Genomic DNA, 17165 nt, shown 5'->3' on the forward strand with positions numbered 1-17165 from the left:
CCCGGGCCGCGATCTTCTCGACGGCCTCGGCGTGCAGGACCGCGTAGGTGTCATCGGTGACCCACCGGGGTGCGGGGTGAGGACCGTCCTTGGCGCCGTGAGCAGCGGATGGTCCGCCGTCAGGGGTTCGACGTCGAAGGCGTCCGGCCGGGCTCCCCGGAGGCGCCCGCTCCGGAGTGCTCGGATCAGCGCGTCGGTGTCGTCGAGCGGTCCTCCCGAGGTGTTCACGAGGATCGCCGAAGACGTATCAGCGCCGGTTCACGGGCCCCGACGATCCCTCGGCTGCGGTCGCTCGGCGCGTGGACCGTCGCGACGTCGGACGACGCGAACGGCTCCTCGAGGCCCACCGTCCGTGCGCCGGCTTCCGCTGCCCGTGCCGGATCGAGGTTCTGGCTCCCGCGATGATCTCCGTGCTCACGGTCGCGCCGACGGCTGCGACCCTCGTCCGGCGGTTCGAGAACGGGACGTGGACGAACCCTCGGCCGCCCAAAGGAGCCGGCTCGGGTCAGGTGCCGGAGTGGCCGCCGTCAGCAGCCCGGCTGCCTGCCGCAGCCCGCAGGGAGGCGATCGCGGCGGCGGCGTCCTCGGCCCCGTACACGGAGGAACCGGCCACGAAGACCGTCGCCCCGGCATCGGCTGCGCGGAGGATGGTCTCCTCGGTGATCCCGCCGTCCACCTGGATCACGAGGGGCAGGCCGGCACCCCGGATGGCGTCCGCTGCGCGGCGGATCTTCGGCAGGGTGAGATCCAGGAAGGACTGTCCGCCGAATCCGGGCTCCACCGTCATGACGAGCAGCAGGTCCAGCTCCCCCAGCAGGTCGAGGTAGGGCTCCACGGGGCTGGCCGGACGCAGCGCCATGCCCGCTTTCGCACCGATGCTCCGCAGCTCCCGGGCCAGCTTCACGGGAGCCGCGGCCGCCTCCGCGTGGAAGGTCACCGACGCGGCTCCCGTCTCCGCGTACTGCGGCGCCCAGCGGTCGGCGTCCTCGATCATGAGGTGGATGTCGAGGGGAAGGGGACTGACCTCCTGGATGCGCCGGACGATCGGCAACCCGAGCGTCAGGTTGGGCACGAAGTGGTTGTCCATCACGTCGACGTGCACTGCATCCGCGGTGGAGATCCGCTGCAGCTCGGCCTGCAGGTTGACGAAGTCCGCCGAGAGGATGCTCGGGTTGATGCGGAGGTGGGTCACAGCCGTTCCTTTCGTTGCGGCGCCCTGCCGTGGACCGGCGGGATGTACGCGCTGTGGACGGGTCAGGTGGTCTTCCGGATGAGGGCCAGGTACATGGCGTCCGTCCCGTGGACGTGCGGCCAGAGCTGCGCGGTCGGGCCGTGTCCGGCACCGAGCGCTCCCCCGATGCTGACGGCGTCGAGCGCTGATCCCGCGTCGAGCCGCTCGAAGCCGCTGCGCTTGCGCAGGCAGTCGTCGACGACCGCGTCGGTCTCGGCGTGGTGCGGGGAGCACGTCACGTAGGCGACCACACCGCCCGGCGCGACGGCGTCGAGTGCGGACGTGAGGAGTTCCCGCTGCAGCGGCGCGAGGGACACGAGGTCCGAGGGCGTCCTTCGCCAGCGCGACTCCGGCCGGCGACGCAGGGCACCGAGGCCGGTGCACGGCGCATCGACGAGGACGCGGTCGAAGCTCTCGGGCCGGTCCTTGCCGACACCGCGCCCGTCGGCGACCTGCACCGTCCAGGACTGCTCGGGCAGCGGGCGGAGGGCCTGGCGGACCAGCTGTGCGCGATGCGGGACGGGCTCGACCGCGGTGAGGTGCACCCCCGTGTCCTGGCCGATCGCAGCGAGGAGTGCCGATTTGCCGCCCGGCCCTGCACACAGGTCCAGCCAGCGTTCCGGCTCCGCGCCGCCGCGGTGCCCGAGGTCCACCCCGGCCAGTGCGCGGGCGACGAGTTGCGACCCCGAGTCCTGGACCCGGACGGTCCCGGTCGAGATCCCGGGCAGGCGGCTGACGTCGCCGCCCGCGTAGTAGGCGGAGTCCGGTACCAGACGGCCGGGTTCCGCCCCCTCGGCGAGGGCGGCGTCCAGCGTCGCCAGTCCCGGCAGGGCCACGAGGTGCACCATCGGCGCGGCGTTGTCCGCGGCGAGGAGCGCATCGATCTCGGCGACGTCCCGGCCGTGGGCGACGAGAGCCTGCCGCAGGGCCCGCACGATCCATTCGGGATGGCTGTGGGTGAGGGCAGCGATGGCGGTGCCGTCCGTCAGGCCGTCGGTGATCTCCGTGATCCAGCCGTCGAGATCGCGCACCGTCACCTTACGGAGCACCGCGTTGACGAGCGACGACGGTCCCGCGCCGATCACCGCGCGCACCAGGCCGACGGTCTGGTCGAGCGCCGCGTGGGCAGGGACGCGCATGGCGAGGATCTGGTGCACCCCGATGCGCAGGGCGTCGAGGACCGCGGGGTCGAGCTGGTCGAGTGGACGGTCCACGCAGCGCGCGAGCACCGCGTCGTACGTGCCCTGGCCGCGGAGGGCGCCGTAGGTGAGTTCGGTGGCGAATCCGGCGTCGCGACGATCGAGGCGGTGCCTGCGGATGCTCGTCGGCAGCACGAGGTTCGCGTAGGCGTCCTCGGCCGCGACCGCGCGCAGGACCTCGAAGGCCACCAGTCGGGCCGGATCCGCCCGCCTCGTGCGCTGCGACGGCGCCGCCTGGGAGAACTGACGCTCTCCGCCCCGGTTCCGCTCCCTGCCCTGCTCGTTGCGCCGGCCGGCTCCCTGCCCGCCTGTACCCTGCCCACCGGCTGCACCACCCGAGCGCTGGCCCTTGCCCTGCCGGGGGGTTCCTCGTCCCCGGGATCCGCCGGTTCCTGCGGTCTCGCTCATTCGAACACCAGCTCTCCGCGCGCTGCCGCGCCTCGTGCCCAGTCGAGGGCACCCATCATCTTCTTACCCGCGGGCTGGACCTGTCCGAGCTGCACGGGGGCGGTGCCGGTACCCACGAGGACGGCGCGCCCCTCGACGCCGAGCTCGCCGGGCGCCAGCGCGCGTCGTCCCGGCTCCCCTTCCGTCGGCGCGGCGCCGTCGGGACCGGTGGTCCGGGGTGACCCGGCCGGTTCGGCGGCCTGCGTCACGGGCCCCACCTTCACCCGCTGGCCCTCCAGCGTGGTCCAGGCACCCGGCTCGGGCGTGACCGCGTTGATCCGCCGCCGGACCGCGACGGCAGGCTGTGACCAGTCGATGCGGGCGTCGTCGATGGTCAGCTTGGGTGCGAGGGTGGGCTCCCCCGTCTGGGGAGTCGCCGTGACCTGCCCGGTGTCGATCCCCGTGAGCGTCTGGACGAGGAGCACCGATCCGCTGCGCGAGAGGCGCTCGAGCACTTCACCGCTGGTCGAACCAGGATCGAGCGTCTCGGTCATCACGCCGAACACGGGCCCTGTGTCGAGGCCCTCCTCGAGCAGGAAGGTGGAGGCGCCCGTCACGTCGTCGCCCGCGAGGACGGCGTGTTGCACCGGGGCCGCTCCGCGCCAGGCGGGGAGGACCGAGAAGTGGAGGTTGATCCAGCCGTGGCGCGGGATCCGCAGCCCGGCCGGCGGGACGATGCCGCCGTAGGCGACAATCGCCGCCGCGTCGAGGTGCAGCTCGTCGAGCTCGGCGATGAGTTCCGGCGAGAAGCGGTTCGCCTTGAGGACCGGCAGACCCAGCTCCTCCGCGGCCGTTGCCACGGGGCTGGGCGTCAGGACCTTCCGCCGTCCGAGCGGCGCGTCGACGCGCGTGAGCACAGCGGCGACGTCGAACCCCGCGTCCACCAGCGCGCGCAGTGCGGGCACCGCCACCTCGGGTGTCCCTGCGAACAGGATCCTCATCGGCTCGTCCCGCCGGAAGGTCCCGGCGTCGCTCCCGGCGCCGGCACGACTCCGCGGGTGAAGCTCGAGCCGAGCGATCGGGCCCGCTCCGCGGCGGTGCGGGTCGTCACCCGGTTGTAGTCGGCGCTGCGGATGGCGCGGAGGGCGTTCTTCCGGTCCTCGCCCGCCAGCCGGTCGATGTAGAGCCTCCCCCTGAGATGGTCCGTCTCATGCTGCAGCGCCCGCGCCAGCATGCCGGTACCCTCGACGACGATCTCCTGACCCGCGAGGTCCCTGCCGGTGACCCTGGCCCATTCCGTCCTGTCGACGAAGCTGCCGAGCCCCGGGACGGACAGGCAGCCCTCGACGTCGACCTCGCCCTGCGATGCGCCGGCGACCTCCAGCACCGGGTTGATCACATGGCCCTCGGCGCCGTCCACGCGGTAGGTGAAGACCTGGAGGCCGATGCCGACCTGGGGTGCAGCGAGGCCCGCCCCCTGGACGTCGATCATCGTCTCGGTCATGTCGCCGATCAGGCGCGCGAGCTCGGGGCCGAAATCGGTGACCTCGGCGGCCGGTGTGCGGAGGATCGGGTCGCCGATCATGCGGATGCTCAGGACGGCCATCGGTGTTCGGTGCCTCGTTTCGGTCGCGCGGCGCTCCCGCCGGACTGTGGGTCTGTGCCCCGCGGGCCACTCCATGGCCGCGAGGCTCCCGTCAATCCTAGTGCCGAGCCGGGATCCGGTCGCAGGGACCCACCGTCTGCAGCTCTCGCCTGCATCAGGCGGGGACGGTGGGTCCGGTCCTGCCGGTGGTGCCCGTCGAGGCAGGGTCCGATCCAGAAGGCGAGCCCGTCCGGGCGGGCGGTGGACCGACGGGCAGGAGGGCGCGCCCTGCCTCCTCCGCCTCCAGGCCTGCCTCCCACGCACGCCGCAGCGCGCAGAACCGCAACCAGTGGTTCCTGAGCACTGCCGGGTTGGCACGCATGGCGCGAACCTCGGTCTGCCCGACGGCCACGCCGAGCAGGAGCGGCTGGTCTCCGTGCGCCCACGGGCGCCATTGCCCCTTCTCGGGATCGACCAGCGACTCCTCGGCCTTCATCCCTGCGACCAGCTGCATGACGACCTTGTCGTCGAGTGCCTTCACGAACCCATGGCGGTCCGTGTTCTTGGTCTTGTAGTCGATTAGGCACGTGCGTCCGCCGATCGTCGCGACCAGGTCGAGGGTGCCCGCGTAGCCGAGTGCAGCGTTCCAGACGGTGATCTCCGGTTCCACGGGCCGGACGTCGTACAGGTCCCACCATTCGTCGAAGCGCTGCGCGAAACCCTGCTCCCCGTTCTCCTCGAGAGCCAGGCGCGCGGAGTCCAGCGCGTCGGGCCTGCCGAGGGCCCGCAGCGCCACCTGCTCGCAGTAGTGGTGCACCCGGGTTCCGCGCAGGGCCGCCTCGTCGCGGTACCGTTCGGCCGCCGAGGACGCGTCCCGCACCGTGGTCCGCAGTTCGGCGGGGTTGCCGAGCGCGCCGGGAAGCCGCGGATCCTTGGCCAGGGCCGTTGCGGCCATGTGGCCGTACCAGCCGCCGAGGGAGCTGGGCAGCTGGGAGATGACGGTGGTGATGGAGGGTACGGCGGGCTGTTCCGCGGTGGAACGCGCGTACATCCTGCCGTGGGGCGTCGCATGGGCGAGGAGCGGAGCGGTCATAACCCAAGTCTCTCAGGCACCTCCGACAGGATGGTGCGAGGGCGGCCCAGGGCCGTGATGCGGAGAGCGGACCGACGGCACGTCGCGAAGCCGGACCGCCGGCGTCGGCCGATTGGACGAACCCCCGAACGTCCTATAGAGTTTTTTCTCGTTGGAAAACGAAGAAACACCGTGAAATGCAGGTCATCGAGCGGATATTTCGGAGCATTTTCTTCTGCGGACGTAGCTCAGCTGGCTAGAGCACCACCTTGCCAAGGTGGATGTCGCGGGTTCGAATCCCGTCGTCCGCTCGCAAGTCACTGTGAAGCCGGACCAGTCCGGTGACCGGAGTCATCCGGTCATGGTGGGGTGGCCGAGAGGCGAGGCAGCGGCCTGCAAAGCCGTATACGCGGGTTCGAATCCCGTCCCCACCTCGGTGCAGTACGAGCAGCACAACCCATGAATTTGGGCGATTGGCGCAGCGGTAGCGCGCTTCCCTGACACGGAAGAGGTCACTGGTTCGATCCCAGTATCGCCCACGACGGCGCCCCCTCGGGGGCGCTTTTTTGCGGACGTAGCTCAGCTGGCTAGAGCACCACCTTGCCAAGGTGGATGTCGCGGGTTCGAATCCCGTCGTCCGCTCTCAGGCCGGTCGTCGGCCGTTGCCCGGTCCTGGCGAGGACCGGGCATTTTTTATGCCCTGCGCGTACCGGCCTCACTCCCGGTCCTGCTCGGAGGACATCCCCCTGTTCGTGCCCTAGAATTTCGGGAGCGGAGACGGACTGCGTCTCCACGACCGAAAGGAGGTGTCCGTGGGTTTATTGGACGGGCTCAAGGGCAAGGCCGGCACCCTCGCGGGTAAGGCGACCGAACTCATTGGCGATAATTCCGACAAGGTGAAGAACGGCATCGGGAAGGCCGGCGACTTCGTCGACGGCAAGACCCATGGCAAGTACGCGCACCACATCGACGGAGTGCAGACGAAGGCTTCGGAGATGGTCGACAAGATCGACAAGAAGGACGGCAAGGGCGACGTCGGCCCTACCCCTCCGCCGGCCGTGTAGTACCCAGCCTGGCAATACGGAAGCGCCGGTCCCGCCGAGAGGCGGCACCGGCGCTTCCTGCGTTCCCGGGCGAGACCGGGGCGCATGACGTTCTAGCCTGCGACCTCACTGCCCTGCCGGGCCAGAGCCGTGAGGCGTGAGACAGCGCGGTAGTACTTCTTCATGTAGCCACCGTGCATCATCTCCTCGGTGAAGAGCTGATCGAAGGTCGTCCCGCTCGCCATGATGGGCACGTCGCGGTCGTAGAGACGGTCGGCGAGCACCACGAAGCGCAGGGCGACGGACTGCTCGGTGATGGTCTCCACGCCGTGCCACGCCACGGCATCGACGCCGTCGAGGAGCTGCCGGTAGCGGCTCGGATGGACGTCCGCGAGGTGACCGACGAGCTCGGAGAAGTCGTCCTCGGCGAGGACCCCGCCGGAGAAGGAGTCGATCCGGTCGCGGAGCGCTGCGTCGTCCATGGCGTCCGGTGCCTGCGGGAGACCGCGGTGGCGGTAGTCCTCGCCGTCGATCCGCGCCACGTCGAACTGGTCCGCGAGGACCTGGATCTCCCGCTGGAAGTCCTCTGCGGCGAACCGTCCGTCACCGAGGGAACCGGGGAGGGTATTGGACGTCGCGGCCAGCTTGACCCCGGCGTCGGCCAGTTCACGCATCAGGCGGGACATGAGCACGGTGTCACCGGGATCGTCGAGCTCGAACTCGTCGATGCACACGAGGCTGTAGTCGCTGAGGGCCTCGACGGTCTTCCGGAAGGTCAGCGCTCCCACCAGGTTGGTGTACTCGACGAAGGTCCCGAAGGACTTCTTACCGGACGAGGCGTGCCAGAGCGAGGCGAGGAGGTGGGTCTTGCCGACGCCGAACCCGCCGTCGAGGTAGATACCTGCCCGGGAGGGAGCCTTCCTCGCCCCGAAGAGCTTCCGTAGGCCCGAGGGTGCCGGCTCGTCGACCGTGCCGGCGAATTCCCGCAGTGTCGTGACGGCGGCCGCCTGGGAGGGTTGCTGGGGATCGGGCCGGTAGGTGTCGAAGGACACCTCCCCGAACCTCGGCGACGGGTAGAACCCGCCGAGCAACTCATCGACGGAGACCTTCGGTGAACGCTGCGTCAGGTGTTCGATGACTGGCACGGATGTGGACCGCTTTCTCTTTCCGGCAGGCGCGTCCCGTCCGGTACACGCACACGACGGCGGTGTGGTCACAGCGCCGCCCCGCTACGCCAGACTACGGCACGGTGCGCACCGCGGGCGGCCCACTCCGGCGCCGGTACCGCGCCTTGACCTCGCCGTCGACCGCTCCCCCACAGCCTCCGGCGACCGGAAGGAATTGCCGCCTCGCGTGGTTAGGGTAGGGGAAGACCAGCACCGTGCACACCGCTATGCGAAAGGCCGCAATGACCCTGGCACCAGACACGCAGGACAAGTTCGCCGAATACGCCCATCCGGAGCGGCTCGTCTCCACCGACTGGCTCGCCGCGCATCTCGGCGCCGACGGACTCGTCGTCGTCGAGTCCGACGAGGACGTGCTCCTGTACGAGACGGGCCACATCCCCGGTGCCGTGAAGATCGACTGGCACACCGAGCTCAACGACGAGGTCACGCGCGACTACATCGACGGCGCGGGTTTCTCGCGCCTGATGGCCGCCAAGGGCATCGCGCGCGACTCCACCGTGGTCATCTACGGAGACAAGAGCAACTGGTGGGCGGCCTACGCCCTCTGGGTCTTCACGCTCTTCGGCCACGAGGACGTGCGCCTGCTGGACGGAGGCCGCGACATCTGGGTCGCCGAGGGTCGGGACATCACGACGGACAGGCCCGATGTCGTCGCCACCGACTACCCCGTCGTCGAGCGCGACGACTCCTCGATCCGCGCCTATCTCGGTGATGTGCTCGAGCACCTCGGCAAGCCACTGATCGACGTCCGATCCGGCGACGAGTACACCGGCGCACGCACCACCATGCCCGCCTATCCCGAGGAGGGTGCGCTCCGTGGCGGCCACATCCCGACGGCGGCGTCCGTCCCCTGGGCGCGAGCCGCGGCCGAGGACGGGACCTTCCGGACACGGGCGGAACTCGATGCCATCTATCGTGGCGAGGCCGGGCTGAAGGACGGCGACGACGTCGTGGCCTACTGCAGGATCGGCGAGCGGTCGAGCCACACGTGGTTCGTCCTCACGCACCTCCTCGGCTTCGAGCGGGTGCGCAACTACGACGGCTCCTGGACCGAGTGGGGCAACGCGGTCCGTGTCCCGATCGTCCGAGGCACGGAGCCCGGCGAGGTTCCCGTGTCCGTGAACCGCTCCGCGCAGGCCGCACGATGACCACCGGGACCGTCCCCGCGAAGCTCGCCGAGATCATCGACGACTTCCAGGACCTGACCGAGCCCGACCGCCTGCAGCTGCTACTCGACTTCTCCCGGGAGCTGCCCGCCCTGCCGGAGCGCTACAGCGACCACCCGGAGCTGCTGGAGCAGGTCGTCGAGTGCCAGAGCCCGCTGTTCCTCACGATGGAGATCGGCGAGGCCCCCGGGCACCCGGTGCACCTCTTCTTCTCGGCACCCCCCGAGGCTCCCACGACCCGAGGTTTCGCGGGCGTGCTGCTCGAGGGGCTCGACGGACTCCCGGCCGCGGAGGTACTCGCCGTGCCAGACGACGTCCCGGACCGCCTCGGCCTGACCCGCGCCATCACTCCCCTGCGCATGCGGGGCATGTCCGCCATGCTGGGGCGCATCAAGCGGAAGATCCGGGAGTCCGTCAGGGACGAGGCGTAGGCGCGGGCGGCTCCTGCGCCGCGGGCCCGGCGGACCGACCGCCGGGCAGGGTCCTGCCGAAGACGTTGTCGTCCAGCCAGTGCTCGACGACGCTCTCCCACCGTTCCGGCGCGACGTTCCACTCCTTCGTGTGGCGCGCCCGCTGGAATCGCTCGAGCGTCACGAAGGTCGGGTTCTTCGCCGCGAGTTCCGCCGAGGGCCCGATGGGCACGAACTCGTCGTCCTCGCTGTGCAGCACGAGGGTCGGCAGGGTGAGCTGTTCCGCGCGGGCGATCCAGTCCATGCTCTTGAGGTCAAGGGGCGCGGCCAGCCCGGTGATGCGTCGGGCCCGCTGACTGGCCAGCAGGTACTGGCCCAGGCGGCCCACCGGTGCGGGGATCCTGTTGAGCTCGGCGTGGTGGGCGAGCACCTCGATCCAGTTGATGACCGGTCCGTCGAGCACGAGCGCCCTGATGCGCCGCCTGTGGCGCGAGAGATCGGCCGTCTGCAGCACGATCGCGCCGCCCATGGACCAGCCGAACAACACGACGTCGCGTGCACCGTGGGACACCGCGTAGTCGATCGCGGCATCGACGTCGTGCCACTCCGTCATCCCGAGTCCGTACCTGCCGTCCGGTGCCGAGGGGGCTTCGCCGTCGTTCCGGTAGGACAGCACGAGGCTCGTCATCCCCAGCCGGCGCGCGGGTCGCAGGGCGCGCAGGGCTTCCGCGCGGGAGGCACCCCGACCGTGCACCATCACGGCCCACGTACTGGCGGGGCCCTCGGCCCGGACGAGCCAGGCCGGTGCCGAACCGCCCTCGACCGGGATGAGGACCTCCTCCTCGGCGAAGCCCATGGCGAAGGGGCTGGGGTAGACGGCGCCGCCCCACCAGCCCCTCGTCGCCGCGGCGAGGTCACCCGCGTAGACCTGCTCCACCTCACGCTCGACGGTGCCCTCCCGGGGCACGTAGGAGCGGATGGCGCCGATGCGCGCGTGCCCCGTTCCCTGGGCGAAGTGGAGGCTGTAGGTCCCCTCAATCGTCGTGTCGTCGGTGGCGGGGAGGATGACGGTCTGCCGGCCGGTGGCTCCGACCACTGCGAGGATGTCCAAGTTCTCGACCCGGACGCGCGAGGGTGTCACGATCTGCCGCGCGAAGTACACGGCCAGCCCGGAGACGGCGCCGGCCGCGGAGGAGGCAAGGGCTACTCCCGCCCCGATCCCGAGGGCGGTCCACCTGAGCCAGGAAGCAGGGGGCCGCTGCTCTGCGGCCGGTGACCTCGTCGATGCCATGGTTCCATTTCTACCCTGCCCGAGGCCCGTCCTGCGACGTGCCGCCGCATTCCGGTGCCCGTGGCGAGGCGAGGCTCCCCCGCCGGCAGTACAGTGGCGCCATGAGCCAAACGATCCTCGTGCTGACCGAGGAAGCCCTGACGCCCGCCGATCTCCTGAACCTGCGGACCCTGCAGGGTGATGACCCCGCGGATCTCGTGGTCCTCATCCCCGAGGACCGGAACGAGTCGGTGCTCGGGGAGTTCTTCCGCCATTTGAGCCTCCTCGAGGTCGGCGAGGCCTTCCGCAGCTTCTCGCCCGACGACCGACGTCATGACGAAGCAGCGGCACGTGCCGCCGTCGAGGAGTCACTGCGGCTGCTCTCCCGCGAGGGCTTCACCGCACGCGGGCGGACGACCACCGGGAACCCCGTGGACGCGCTGGTGGAGGAGGCCGCCGCCGGCGGTGCGACCCAGGCCGTCGTGATCACCCGACCCCACGCGATGGCGGACACCTTCCACACCGACTGGGCCAACAGGGCGCAGGACAAGCTCGGCATCGCCGTGCTGCACCTGTACTCGGGATCGGGATTTATTGGCGACTCGTAGGCGTTGAGCACGGTATGACGACCGAACGCGAGGCATTCCTGCCTGACATCGACAAGTCCGACGACGAGTGGCGGCAGGAACTGACGCCCGAGGAATTCCAGGTCCTGCGCAAGGCGGGCACCGAACGTCCCTACACCGGCGAGTACTACGACTCCAAGGCGGAGGGCACCTACGCGTGTCGGGCCTGCGGCGCCGAGCTGTTCACCAGCAACGAGAAGTTCGACTCCCACTGCGGTTGGCCGTCCTTCTGGGCACCCCTCGCCGAGGACAAGGTGCGCTACCTCCATGACCGCTCCCTCGGCATGGAGCGCATCGAGGTCCGTTGCGCCCGGTGCGACTCGCACCTCGGCCACCTGTTCAAGGGCGAGGGTTTCGACACCCCCACAGATCAGCGCTTCTGCATCAACTCCATCTCCATGCGGCTCGTCGAAGCCTCCTAGGGCCTGATCGACCCGCTCCGCTGCACGACGAAGGCCGGCCCCCGCGCCGGCCTTCGTCGTTCTCGTGATGATCCTCCCGGGCGGTGAAGGAGGACTGGTCCTCGGCGGGACCTCCTGACGTCCCAGCGTAAGGAACTCTGGATCTCACCGAACTCCTCTGTAAGTATTCCTGTTCCCCTTGCTACGCTCGCCGCAGACGTACACCGCCCGGCCCGTCCCGAGGAAGCAGGAGCCATGACACTCGCCCCGATCGACAGCACATCTGCCCGGAACACCCCCCACGAGCACGCGTCCTGGCTCTCGCTGAAGCACGCCGTGGAGGAGCTGCGCCTCCTGCAGGTCAAGGACGGCTCGATCCCGGATCCCGGACACCACGATGCCGCCGGAGCACTGACGACCGCCATCATCCAGTCCGTCCAGGACCTCGCGCCGCTCTTCCCCCAGGATGCCGAGTACCTCGCCAACACGGTCACGGCCTTCGAGGCGTGGCGGACCGGGACGTTCGGCGTCCCCGACTTCCTCGAGCCGCTCCTCGCCTTCCAGCCACAGCTGGACCGTGTCGACGGGCTGCAGCATCTCGTCGTGTTCCCCATGTACACCCAGAACGGCAGCACCAACAGGCTCGTCGAGGCCGTGCTGATCGAGGTCCTCTGGCCCGATTTCATCGACGAGCTCGAAGCCGGCGCCTACTCCAACGCCCTGTTCGTCCCGATCCGCTTCCTCGATTTCACCGAGGGCTACAACACCAATTCCGCCGTGCTCTTCCCCGAGACCGTGGCCGTCAGCTCCACCCCGACCTTCACCTGGGGCGCCATCTTCGCCGATCGCGAGGCGGCCCGCTTCCGCCGGGTGGTCCGCGCAGCGGCGGAGATCACGCGCCTGGACCTGCCCCAGGATGCCATCGAGCTGCTCGACGACCAGACCCTGACGGAGGAGACCTTCGTCATGTGGGACCTGATCCACGACCGCACCCACATGCGCGGCGACCTGCCTTTCGACCCCTTCATGATCAAGCAGCGGATGCCGTTCTTCCTCTACTCCCTCGAGGAGCTCCGCTGCGACCTGACGGCCTTCCGCGAGTCGGTCCGCATCGAGAAGGACGAGGACGCATCACCCGAGGCCCGGAAGCATGCCCGGCTCGTGCAGTACGCGGTCATCTTCGACCGCATCTTCCGCTTCAGCATCACCGGGAGCCGGGTGCGCAACTACGACGGCCTCGGCGGCCAGCTGCTCTTCGCCTGGATGCACCAGCACCATGTCCTCCACTGGACCGACACGAAGCTCACCATCGACTGGGACAAGGCCGCCGACGTCGTCGTCGCCCTCGGCGAGCAGATCGAGCAGCTGTACTGGCGTTCGATCGACCGTCCGAAGATCGCGCACTGGCTCGCCGCCTACGAGCTCGTGTCCGCGACGGTCACGCCCCACCCCGCCTCGGTGTGGGCGAAGGGGCCCGCGGCGCTCGAACTCATGGGTCCGCCGCGCGGCCTGACGGACGCCGTCCTCGATGACGAGTTCCCCCTGTCGATGTTCTTCGAGGCCCTCGACCGCAAGATGAAGCCGGTCATCGAGTCCACTGCCGGCATCACCGCGGACGCGGCATGACGGGAGCCGGAGCACGGACGGCGGTCGTCGCAGGCGCCTCGAGCGCCTCCGGCGCGACCCTCACGCGGGCCCTGCTCGAGGACGGCTTCACCGTCGTGGCGGTGGGAACCGATGCCGGCCGCCTCGCGTCGGCCTTCGACGGGCTCGACGGCGTCGACCGGCGGGTGTGCGACCTGACGGACGAGTCCGCCGTCGCCGCCCTCGCGGCGGAGGTCCTCGTCCAGCACGGGGGCGCCGACGCGCTCTTCCACCTCGTCGGCGGATGGCGCGGGGCCAGGGGCATCACCACGCAGGCGAGATCCGACTACGACACCCTGCACCGCTCGGTGTTCGTCACGCTCTTCACCACCAGCCGCGCGTTCTACGACCAGCTGGCTGCCCGGGACGGACGGCTCGCGGCCGTGTCCGCCACGGCCGTCGCAGCACCCACCGCCGGCAATGCCTCGTACGCGGCCGTCAAGGCATCGGTCGACGCGTGGCTGCAGGCGGTCGCCGACGGATTCTCGAAGGACGGGACGGCGGCGGCAGCCACGGCCGTCGTCGTGAAGGCCCTGGTGGACGACCGCATGCGGGCGGAGCACCCCGAGCGGACCTTCCCCGGGTACACACACGTCGCGGACCTCGCCCGGATCCTCGCGTCCCTCCCCGGCCGGCCGGCCACGGAGATCAACGGGGCCCGCATCGACCCCGTTCGGGGATAATGGCATGGTGACCGAGACCATGATTCCCGCCGCTCCCGCCTCCCCTGCGCTGCACGACCCCACGCAGCGCAGCTTCGCCTCCGACAACTACTCCGGCGTGCACCCCGAGGTGCTGACCGCACTCGCGGCCGCCAACGAGGGGCACCAGGTCGCCTACGGGGACGACCAGTACACCGCGCGCCTGCTGGAGGTGATGGAGCAGCACTTCGGCGAGGGCATCTCCATCTACCCCGTGTTCAACGGCACCGGCGCCAACGTCCTGTCCCTGCAGTCGATCCTGCCGCGCTGGGGTGCCGTGATCTGCCCCCAGACCGCGCACATCAACGTCGACGAGAACGCGGCCCCGGAGCGCGTCGGCGGCATCAAGCTCCTGACGGTCCCGACGCCGGACGGCAAGCTGACGCCCGAGCTGATCGACCGCGAGGCCTGGGGCTGGGGCGACCAGCACCGTGCGCAGCCGCTCGCCGTCTCCATCACGCAGACCACGGAGCTCGGGACGCTCTACTCGGTCGCCGAGATCAGGGCCATCGCCGACCACTGCCACACCCGGGGCATGCGCGTCCACATGGACGGGGCGCGGCTCGCCAACGCAGCCGCGGCCCTCGGCCAGCCGTTGCGAGCCTTCACGCGCGACGCCGGCGTGGACATCCTCTCCTTCGGGGGCACCAAGAACGGGCTGATGTTCGGCGAGTGCATCGTGGTCCTGGACCAGGAGGCCTCCACCGGACTCGACTACCTGCGCAAGCTGAACATGCAGCTCGCCTCGAAGATGCGCTTCGTCTCGGCCCAGCTCATCGCCCTGCTCGAGGGGGATCTCTGGCTGCGCTCCGCATCGCATGCGAACGCCATGGCCGCCCGGCTCACCGAGGGCGTGCGCGCCATCAAGGGTGTCGCCCTGACGCAGGAAACCACCGCCAATGCCGTCTTCGCGATCCTTCCGCCCGGTGCAGCGGACCGGATCCGCGAGAGCTTCCGGTTCTACGACTGGGACCAGGCCACGGGCGAAGTGCGCTGGATGTGCTCGTTCGACACCACCGAGGAGGATGTCGACGCCTTCATCGAGGCGATCCGCCGGGAAGTGTCGAACTGACGGTGCCGTGATCCGGGAGGCCGACACCTCCCGGGAGCGGCGCGCCGCCGAACGTCCGCCGGGATCAGGGCGTAGCCTGCGGGGGTGAGTGCAATCGGCGGCGTATCCCATCTTCCTGGGGAATTCCTCGACGCCCTCGCCGGCCTGCGGACAGCGGCCCGGCGCAGCGAGATCAGGCTCGAGGAGATCCCGGCCCCCTCACGCCTCGCCCCGTTCGCGGTCGCGCTCGGGGCCGAGGTGTTCGAGGCGACACCTGTCGTGCCGCCGCCCCTGCATGGACCGGCCCGCACCCTGCTGGTTCCGCCCGAACCGCAGGAGCTGGCCACCGGGCGTTTCATCCTCCTCTACGACCCGGAGGGCTCCGAGGTCTGGAACGGGCGCTTCCGGATCGTCACCTACATCCGGGCGCAGCTCGAACCCGACATGGGTAACGATGCCCTGCTCGGATCCGTCGCCTGGACGTGGCTCGTGGAGGCCCTCGACAACCATGGTGCACGCCACCACAGCACCGGCGGTACAGCGACCCGGATCCTGTCGGAGAGCTATGGAACGCTCGAGGACCGCCCCGACACGATCGACATCGAACTGCGGGCCTCCTGGACACCCGAGACCTCCGACGTGCAGCGGCACCTGGAGGCGTGGTCCGAGATGGTCTGCACGTTCGCCGGCCTGCCTCCCCTTCCCGCCGGCGTCGCGCACCTGCCCCACCGCCGATCCTGACCGGTCAGGGAGCCGTCCGGTTCCGCCCGGCAGGCGGCCGCGCGGGGATAGACTGAAATCACCATGAGTTCCCACACCTCCGAGCAGACGGACAGCACCGAAGCGTCCGGTCCCGCAGCCACCGAAGCCGATGCCCCGATCGAACTCCCCCTCCTGACCGAGCCGCGTGACGGCGTCCCCCTCGTCGTCGACACCCGGGCCGGGCTCGAGCGGGCGGCGGCGGCCCTCGCCGCCGGTACCGGACCAGCAGCGGTCGACGCCGAGCGGGCGTCGGGGTTCCGGTACGGACAGCGCGCGTTCCTGGTGCAGATCAGGCGTGAGGGAGCGGGGACCTGGCTCATCGACCCCGAGCCCTTCGAGGACCTCCGGATCATCGACGACGCCCTCGACGGCGTCGAGTGGATCCTGCATGCCGCGAGCCAGGACCTGCCCTGCCTCTCCGAGCTCGGGATGTGGCCCGATCATCTCTTCGACACGGAGCTCGCCGCCCGTCTGGCCGGTCTGCCGCGGGTCGGCCTCGCGGCCGTGATCGAGTCCCAGCTGGGCTTCAGCCTGGCGAAGGAGCACTCGGCCGCCGACTGGTCCAAGCGACCGCTGCCCGAGCCATGGCTGCGCTACGCGGCGCTCGACGTCGAGGTCCTGGCCGAGCTCCGCGACAGGCTCGCCGAGTTGCTGGAACGCGACGGGAAACTGGCCATCGCCGAGCAGGAGTTCGAGCACATCCGGCAGACTCCGCCGGCGGAACCACGCGTCGATCCCTGGCGCCGGACCTCCGGGCTGCACCAGCTGCGTGACCGCCGCCAGCTGGCGGCCGTCCGGCAGATGTGGCTCGAGCGCGAGGACCTCGCCCAGCGACGCGACGTCGCTCCCGGGCGCCTCGTCCCGGATTCCGCCATCATCGCTGCCGCCAAGGCCATGCCGGCAACCGTCCCGCAGCTGCTCGGTACCAAGGGCTTCCACGGGCGCGCCGCGCAGAAGGAAGCACCGCGGTGGCTGAAGTGCATCAGCGACGCGCGGAAGCTGACTGACCTGCCGCCGCTGCACATCTCCACGAATGCCCCCCCACCCCCTCGCATCTGGGCCGAGAAGGATCCGGAGGCAGCCGCCCGGCTGCTGACGGCGCGGCCCCGCGTCGCAGCACGCGCCGAGTCGCTCGGCATGCCGGTGGAGAACCTGCTCACCCCCGACTACCTGCGGCGCATCGCCTGGCGGCCCCCTGCCGAGGTGTCCCTCGAATCGGTCTCGGCAGCCCTGGCGGACCTCGGTGCGCGCCCCTGGCAGATCGAGGAGATCGCCGCGGTCATCACAGTGGCGTTCCTCGACCCCGATCCCCTGCCCGACAAGGGCCGGGCACAGCAGCAGGTTGCCGCCGGCGACTGAGCCCGCCGCCTCCCGGGCTTGCTTGCACGCTATGTTACCCACCAGTAACATGATCGCGGATCAACAACTCG

17 protein-coding genes, 4 tRNA genes and 1 pseudogene are annotated in these 17165 nt (G+C 70.2%); 14 read left to right on the top strand and 8 right to left on the bottom strand.

Translation table 11 applies throughout. The features are described from left to right. Nucleotides 1–78 precede the first annotated feature (78 nt). From ASF21_RS17590 to ASF21_RS12000, 6 genes and pseudogenes are all read right to left on the bottom strand, one after another. Nucleotides 79–234 (bottom strand): annotated as a pseudogene (locus ASF21_RS17590) (NAD(P)-dependent oxidoreductase); the annotation flags it as partial. A gap of 271 nt (nt 235–505) precedes the next feature. Then, nucleotides 506–1192 carry a ribulose-phosphate 3-epimerase gene (gene rpe / locus ASF21_RS11980; RefSeq protein WP_055771412.1) on the bottom strand — a complete coding sequence of 229 codons (687 nt, stop codon included), beginning with the start codon at nt 1190–1192 and terminating at the stop codon, nt 506–508. A gap of 62 nt (nt 1193–1254) precedes the next feature. Continuing rightward, nucleotides 1255–2838, bottom strand: coding sequence for an RsmB/NOP family class I SAM-dependent RNA methyltransferase (locus ASF21_RS11985; RefSeq protein WP_055771415.1), 1584 nt, complete (start codon nt 2836–2838; stop codon nt 1255–1257). Continuing rightward, complete coding sequence (locus ASF21_RS11990) at nt 2835–3818, bottom strand: methionyl-tRNA formyltransferase (protein WP_055771417.1); 984 nt, start codon at nt 3816–3818, stop codon at nt 2835–2837. The genes ASF21_RS11985 and ASF21_RS11990 overlap by 4 nt, the downstream gene beginning before the upstream one ends. Further along, nucleotides 3815–4423: a peptide deformylase gene (def, locus tag ASF21_RS11995; RefSeq protein WP_055771420.1), complete on the bottom strand. Its 609-nt coding sequence runs from the start codon at nt 4421–4423 to the stop codon at nt 3815–3817. The genes ASF21_RS11990 and def overlap by 4 nt, the downstream gene beginning before the upstream one ends. Before the next feature lie 154 nt (nt 4424–4577). Further along, entirely contained in the window at nt 4578–5495 is a 918-nt protein-coding gene (locus ASF21_RS12000) for a cytochrome (protein ID WP_055771424.1), read from the bottom strand. 216 nt (nt 5496–5711) lie between these two features. Between ASF21_RS12000 and ASF21_RS12005 the strand changes: the two genes are divergently transcribed. The 5 genes from ASF21_RS12005 to ASF21_RS12025 all read left to right on the top strand — a co-directional run bounded on the left by ASF21_RS12005 (nt 5712) and on the right by ASF21_RS12025 (nt 6538). Beyond that, nucleotides 5712–5785 (top strand) — tRNA-Gly (locus ASF21_RS12005). 52 nt (nt 5786–5837) lie between these two features. Further along, nucleotides 5838–5908 (top strand) — tRNA-Cys (locus ASF21_RS12010). A 33-nt stretch (nt 5909–5941) separates the two neighbouring features. Then, a tRNA-Val gene (locus ASF21_RS12015) sits at nt 5942–6013 on the top strand. Nucleotides 6014–6042: 29 nt separating this feature from the next. Continuing rightward, nucleotides 6043–6116: transfer RNA gene (locus ASF21_RS12020), tRNA-Gly, on the top strand. 170 nt (nt 6117–6286) lie between these two features. Beyond that, nucleotides 6287–6538, top strand: a complete 252-nt coding sequence (locus ASF21_RS12025; RefSeq protein WP_157365892.1) for an antitoxin — start codon at nt 6287–6289, stop codon at nt 6536–6538. 92 nt (nt 6539–6630) lie between these two features. Here the strand turns inward: ASF21_RS12025 and zapE are convergent, their stop codons facing one another. Beyond that, complete coding sequence (zapE, locus tag ASF21_RS12030; protein WP_055771429.1) at nt 6631–7662, bottom strand: cell division protein ZapE; 1032 nt, start codon at nt 7660–7662, stop codon at nt 6631–6633. A gap of 263 nt (nt 7663–7925) precedes the next feature. Between zapE and ASF21_RS12035 the strand changes: the two genes are divergently transcribed. Both ASF21_RS12035 and ASF21_RS12040 read left to right on the top strand, forming a co-directional pair. Continuing rightward, nucleotides 7926–8852 (top strand): sulfurtransferase, encoded by a 927-nt coding sequence (locus ASF21_RS12035; protein WP_055771432.1) that lies wholly within the window; start codon nt 7926–7928, stop codon nt 8850–8852. After that, entirely contained in the window at nt 8849–9301 is a 453-nt protein-coding gene (locus ASF21_RS12040; protein ID WP_055771435.1) for a SufE family protein, read from the top strand. The genes ASF21_RS12035 and ASF21_RS12040 overlap by 4 nt, the downstream gene beginning before the upstream one ends. Here the strand turns inward: ASF21_RS12040 and ASF21_RS12045 are convergent. Further along, nucleotides 9285–10571 (bottom strand): alpha/beta hydrolase family protein, encoded by a 1287-nt coding sequence (locus ASF21_RS12045; RefSeq protein WP_055771438.1) that lies wholly within the window; start codon nt 10569–10571, stop codon nt 9285–9287. The genes ASF21_RS12040 and ASF21_RS12045 overlap by 17 nt on opposite strands. 101 nt (nt 10572–10672) lie before the next feature. Between ASF21_RS12045 and ASF21_RS12050 the strand changes: the two genes are divergently transcribed. The 7 genes from ASF21_RS12050 to ASF21_RS12080 all read left to right on the top strand — a co-directional run bounded on the left by ASF21_RS12050 (nt 10673) and on the right by ASF21_RS12080 (nt 17094). Beyond that, nucleotides 10673–11158 (top strand): hypothetical protein, encoded by a 486-nt coding sequence (locus ASF21_RS12050; RefSeq protein WP_055771441.1) that lies wholly within the window; start codon nt 10673–10675, stop codon nt 11156–11158. Between the two features lie 14 nt (nt 11159–11172). Then, nucleotides 11173–11598, top strand: coding sequence for a peptide-methionine (R)-S-oxide reductase MsrB (gene msrB, locus ASF21_RS12055; RefSeq protein WP_055771444.1), 426 nt, complete (start codon nt 11173–11175; stop codon nt 11596–11598). 234 nt (nt 11599–11832) lie between these two features. Continuing rightward, nucleotides 11833–13203: a DUF6421 family protein gene (locus ASF21_RS12060; RefSeq protein WP_055771446.1), complete on the top strand. Its 1371-nt coding sequence runs from the start codon at nt 11833–11835 to the stop codon at nt 13201–13203. After that, entirely contained in the window at nt 13200–13904 is a 705-nt protein-coding gene (locus ASF21_RS12065; protein ID WP_055771448.1) for an SDR family NAD(P)-dependent oxidoreductase, read from the top strand. The genes ASF21_RS12060 and ASF21_RS12065 overlap by 4 nt, the downstream gene beginning before the upstream one ends. Before the next feature lie 4 nt (nt 13905–13908). Beyond that, complete coding sequence (locus ASF21_RS12070) at nt 13909–14994, top strand: threonine aldolase family protein (protein WP_200914825.1); 1086 nt, start codon at nt 13909–13911, stop codon at nt 14992–14994. Between the two features lie 93 nt (nt 14995–15087). Next, nucleotides 15088–15714, top strand: a complete 627-nt coding sequence (locus tag ASF21_RS12075) for a DUF3000 domain-containing protein (protein WP_055771614.1) — start codon at nt 15088–15090, stop codon at nt 15712–15714. A 63-nt stretch (nt 15715–15777) separates the two neighbouring features. Then, entirely contained in the window at nt 15778–17094 is a 1317-nt protein-coding gene (locus tag ASF21_RS12080; RefSeq protein WP_055771451.1) for an HRDC domain-containing protein, read from the top strand. Nucleotides 17095–17165: the final 71 nt, after the last annotated feature.

Source organism: Arthrobacter sp. Leaf234, assembly GCF_001422665.1.
Classification (GTDB): domain Bacteria; phylum Actinomycetota; class Actinomycetes; order Actinomycetales; family Micrococcaceae; genus Arthrobacter_D.